Source organism: Candidatus Woesearchaeota archaeon (assembly GCA_026394965.1).
Taxonomy (GTDB): Archaea; Nanobdellota; Nanobdellia; order Woesearchaeales; family 0-14-0-80-44-23; genus JAPLZQ01.
Genome location: JAPLZQ010000040.1, coordinates 1 through 5700, shown reverse-complemented (window position 1 = coordinate 5700; position 5700 = coordinate 1). Strand labels below are relative to the sequence as shown.

Below are 5700 nucleotides of genomic sequence, written 5' to 3'. Positions count from 1 at the left end.
AGCCTAACAAAGACACCACTGATCCGCCGACATCCGAAGATTGGATCAGTTATTTGCAAATAAAAAACCGAGTGAGCGGATAAATCAATTCGATTTTACGGCGGCGCACTTCGCGCGCTGATTGACAAGCGCGGGTTGCGCTTTCAATCTCCGGCGTGATTTCTGAAGGAAGTTCCTTTGTTGGTGTCAGCGTTTGAGCGGGAGTTGGAGTTGGCGCTGCCGGAACTACCTTCTTTCCTGCTATTGCAAATGTGGAAAGGGCTGCTGAGTCACCTTCGTAGTAATTGTAGCTGGAATCGCTTCCAATGCCCCTTGCAGAAAATTCCTCCCAGGTGTTGTCTGTCTTAAGATGCATTAATACAATTCCTTCTGACTGAAGGGAATTTGAAGTAAGCCATGACTTAAGCACCTTGAATGTTATGGTTAGCCCGTCTATCTCTGAATTCTCAATAAGTATCGGAGTTATCTTCACGTATTTGTAGACCTTCCCGTCTGCTGCTGCAATGGGCAGAATCCTTATTGGGTTTGCTGTCTCGCTTATTATAATCTTGACATTGCTCTTGTCATTCTTGAACTTCACTGAAATCTCAGTTATCCCTGTTCTGTTGCCCTTCTCAAATGTAAATATTCCGCTTTTTCCCGCGATTGCCTTTTCAAGGGTTTGGCTTTCTGAGATGTAGGTAATTAAAGAGGAATCGCTTGAACCGCCGCTGCCTGTGTTGCTTTCTGTGCATGACTGCGATTCAGATTCTGTGGCATTGAAACAGCTTTTTGTTCTTGACTGAGAGCTGCTTGAACATGTGTTCCATGAACTCCATGACGATGAGCATGCTGCTGTTGCAGAACGATTTGTTCCAAGCGAATTGTTGTAATGCCCGTTATGGTCTATTGCGGTTATCGCATAATAGTATGTTCCGGCTGCAACATTTGCGTCTGTATAGTTTTTCGCAGTCGTTTCTCCGATATAATTTGAAGAGTTCATTGTTGTGTTTATCCCGCTTGAATTTATTGTTGATTTGAATATTCTATATGTTACTGTTGTCTCGTCAGAGCCATTGACATCTGTGCTTACAGTACTCCAATTCAGAAAGATTGAGCCATTAGTATTCACAGTTGCGTTCAAAACTGACGGAAGTTTTGGAGTGTTTACATCTGTCCAGAAGAATTTCTGCGAGGAGTTTGTATTGTTTGAAGTGTCATTCACATAGACAGTTATGTTATAGTAGCCGCCGTTAGCAATGAATGTCGTGTTCACGCAATTTGCTAAAGTCACATTTGTTCCAGTTATATTTGTATACCAACAGGTGCTGACATTTATGTCGTCTGAAACGCTATAATTTAGTGAAATGTTCGTTGAATTGTAGTATGTGGCATTTGCAGGGCTTGAAACTGTTAATAATGGACCAACAGTGTCTCTGAAGAAGATTGCTGTGAAATTCACGTCCTGGCTTGAGTTGAGGAATGCTGCTGAATTATTTGTGAGAGTTGCTTTTACAACAAATGCTACTGATTCAGCAGTTGTATCTGTAATATTCGCTTCAACTGCGTATATCGCTCCAGAACTCCCAGAACTGTTGAATAGTATTTCCTTTGATGCTGAGCCGTTTATCGTGCCTGTTGCAGAGCCATTTACAACTACAGTCAGTGTGTAGTTTCTTGTCACGTTGTCATTATTTGTTATGTTGATGCTGAATGATGCAATCTGCCCGAAGCTCACATTCTGTATGTTTGAAGTTGTATTTGTGAATGTCAGGTTGTAAGTTTCAGACTCTAAAGTGTATGTTGAGAATCCCAATGAAACCGGAATCTTCCATTTTGTGTAGTCAGCGCCTGTCTCATTGAGCTCTGCCTGTGCTGATACGTCGCTGCAGTCAGAGAGATTGTTCTCGTTGCATTTGATAAGTTTGTTGCCTGTTCCAGGTATCTGCAGTATTATTGACTGCACTCCTAGGTTCTGGGCCATATCGAGCCATTTCTGATTGCCCATTCCGATATAGGTCTTGCCTGACTCATTTGTAACATTGAATGCTGATGAGAGGTTGAAGTTAACTGCCTTTGCAAAGTTTATTCCTTCAAGCTCAATATTCCAGTTGGCGCCCGGATTGTCAAATTTCAGCCTTGCATCCTGCATGTAATTGCTGTTGTTCTGCGCCTCGCCTGATGTGATATTAATGTACCCTGTCCCGTTGAATATCGTTATCAAAGTGTTGTTCATTAAAACATTGTCTGTTGGTGGAATGAAGTCAAACTTGTACTGGAAATTCTGCATCACTGACGCTGTTGTGAAGTTAAGGCATCCGCTTACAGCGCAGTTCCCTGACTTGTCGCAGGCAGTGAGCTTGTAAAAATATGTTGTTCCTGAGGATATTGAAATCACTTTGTTGTTTGAGTCCATCTCCCCGTTCTTTATTCCCTTGTCGTGCCATGGCCTGTAGTCGTCAAAAGTGAATCCTATGTCTCCCAGGTCATAGAGAGTGTAATTGGGAACGCTGTTTGTGCAGGATGTTGTATAAAGCGAGACTGTGGCATTTGTCGGCTCATTAGTTGTCCAGTGCATGAAAACAAAGTCCATGAATGTCTCAACCCTGTTTCCGACTACTGTCGGTGCGGTTTTGTCATTTGAGAGATTATACTGCCCAGCGCACCAGGGCGCCATAATGCAGTCAGAGTCATTGCAGTTGGTTAGCGAGTCCAAATCCTCGTCTCCTGTCCCGAGCATGCAGTCCTCAAACGGCATGAATTTTCCTCCTCCGATTATGCTGAATGCTGTCCCGCACGCCATTGGATTTGAAAAGCAGTCCTTTGGCTTGAAATCAGCTGCGCCCAGGGTGTAATATATCCCGTTTCCCTCTTTTCCTGTAATTGAATCATTTGCATTTTCAACTGAAGTGTTTTCATCTGAGGCAGCTGCAATAAATCTCATGTTTCCCTTTGGGTTTCCTATGTCTGCCTTGTCAACTGCAATTATTGCAGTGTCTTCTGCACAGGAGAAGCTTAAGTCTCCGAATCCCTGCATTGGAGGCGCTCCTGCAAGCTTTGCAGGGAAAAGGGAGAAAGTGTAATTGTAATCAGGCATGCATCGATATCCTCTTCTTATTTCAATGGATGTGTCATTCGCAGGGAAAGTTCCTGAGTTTGAGCCGTTTCTTATTTCATATTCAAACTTATACTCAAATCCATAATAGACTCCTCCTGAAATTGTGGCATTGCATCCTGTTGAGAGGTTAGCGTCGCTGTCCATAAAATAATAATACTTCACGTTTGTTGAATTAAAATTATCTGCTGCGCACAGCCATGAGCTTCCTGAATTTCCCATTCCTGCCATGTCAGCAACCCTTATCCCCATTCCAAATGAGGTGCCCATATCCTTTACCCTAAATCCGGTGACATCAAAGTGATGCTTTATGTTCGTCCAATTCTGAGGAGTGAATGCAATGTCAATTGGCGGGCTTGGGTCCATACCCTGGAACATCTGCATCTTCATAGCATCAAACGGGTTCATGTTTATGTTAAACCCGCTTGTGAGCATTGAGATATCCCCTCCGCAGGAAGGGTCTCTTTTGCAGTCCGGATCCTTGCAGTCTATGAGATTATCTCCGTCATTATCCTCTCCGTCAAAGCAGAGGTATTCAATTGATGCATTTGAAGAGTGGCATACCTTGTAGGAATCGCTCCAGTTTCCTAGGGCATCAGTGCATCCCGTCTCATTCATGCACCTGTCAAGATGGGATTGCCCGCAGTTGAATTTTGTAATGTCAAATGTGGAAAGGTCGCACCAGGACTTTCCGAAATACGGGTCTGTAACCCACTTGCATCCCTTCCCTCCCATTGGGCTAGGAAATACAGAACTGTTGCATGTTGACTCGCTGTAGCAGAATTTGCAGTCAGAGTCGCATGAGCCGCTTCCTCCCATCATAAATTTCTGCTGGTCCTCAACGCACATCCTCATAGTTCCGGTTTCATTCCACACAACGGTTCCCGGAGGAGTCATTGGAGGGGCAGTAACATCTATGCATTTCCCCTGTGCTCCTGAAAGGCAGGTTGATTTGTCAGTGCATGCGCCGCAGAACTCGCTGCACCCCATTTTTGAGAAGTCAGGGTTGCATATCCTTTCAAAGCTGTTCCATGTGCAGTTGTAGTTGTTTGAATTATTTGCGCATCCGGTTTCATTTCCATCATAAGCCATGCAGGGGTGCTCATCCATGAACATCATATCCATTGGACCGCCCATCATAATCTTATCCATCATCATGCCCCCAAAAACCCCTCCCAGGCTTTCAACAGGGCCAGTCCCGTCGCAGTTGAGGGTGCTTACCATGAAATTCATTCCACTCAGGGTGGATATTGCGCTCTTGTTTATGGCAAGTCTGAGAATATAAGGCTGGTTAGGATTTCCGCAGGTGTAATTGAAAGTTACGTTATTTGTTTCATTTTCTTCTGCTGCTGTAAAGCAGTCGCCGGACGTGCAACTCCCGTTACTTCTCTTGCCCAGGTCGAATTTCCAAAACTTCGGGTCTGTTCCGTTTCCTCCTACCCATATCTGATAATCTGCGCCGGGATAGCATGGTTCGCCCATATTGCATCCTGTCATCTGATTGTCATCTGCATCAAATTCTATTAAGAGCTGCCAGCATGGAGGGAATGGCGGAGGTAAACTTTTGTCAGGGCTTTCCTTTATTCCCCCGCAGAATTTTGTGTCGCTAAGGTTAGGAGCATACACCTGCCAGGCAATATAAGTTTCATCCATGTCAACCCACACAGCTCCCAGGTCATAAACTGCATTTGAGCCATTAGGGCAGTTCTGCCCAGGTATCATCATGCTCTGGGTTGTCTGGCTTGGACCGGGCTTTTTGCAGCCGGGGCCGTTTGAGGCATAAGGAGAGGAACTTCCCTTAAAAACCATGAAATTTCCCCAGGTTACTTCAGCATGCGCTGAATAAATCTCCAGGAGGAATATTGCAGAAATTAACAATGCAATAATTGAAATCTTTAACTTTGCATTTATAGAATTAGATATAGTCCTATCCATTTATCTCCACACCTCTTTTGCTTGCTTTCCATAGTAATATGTGCTTGCTAGCCTATATACAACCCAAATATACCTTTTAAAGGGAAGAGATATTTAAATATTTCTATATACAATTCTCCACAAAAAGCACATTAGTGAAATTTCTGATTTTTATGATAAAAATAAAAATAAACAGCAGTAATACAAGCAACAGTAATAGTGAAATCTTCTTCTGAACTTTTCTATTGAACTCTTCTCTTTATCCGATTATCTTCTTCTTTTTCCTTAAAAATTTCAGAATATTTCAGAATATTGAAGAAAGCTGTTTTATTCAAAAGCTTTAAATATGGGTGCCATTTCTCTTTTTAGCATTAGATATTTTTATTTGAGGGGTGCATAACCATGGAAAATTCAAGACCTTTAGATGCATTAAATAAGGCAAGAGACAAGAGAGTTATCGTAGAACTCAAGAACGGAAAGCAGTATCTCGGAAAGCTCAAGGCTTTTGACATTCACATAAACACCGTGCTTGAAGAAGCAGAAGAGCGCATTAACGGCGAAATGACAAGAAAGATGGGCGTTGTGTTCCTTAGGGGAGACACAATCACAATGATTTCGCCTGAGTAAAGCGGGGTTTTATAGATGGTTAAAGGAACTGCATCACACGGAAAGAAATCAGGCGGAAAGAACCA

2 protein-coding genes are annotated in these 5700 nt (G+C 43.1%); one reads left to right on the top strand and one right to left on the bottom strand.

The window, feature by feature from the left end:
* Positions 1-49: 49 nt before the first annotated feature.
* Positions 50-5029, bottom strand: a complete 4980-nt coding sequence (locus NTV63_01780) for a PGF-pre-PGF domain-containing protein (GenBank protein ID MCX6709665.1) — start codon at positions 5027-5029, stop codon at positions 50-52.
* A gap of 375 nt (positions 5030-5404) precedes the next feature.
* On the opposite strand from NTV63_01780, the gene NTV63_01775 reads away from it, so the two are divergent.
* A complete protein-coding gene (locus NTV63_01775) occupies positions 5405-5635 on the top strand; it encodes a small nuclear ribonucleoprotein (protein MCX6709664.1) in 231 nt (76 codons plus the stop codon).
* The last annotated feature ends 65 nt before the right edge of the window (positions 5636-5700 follow it).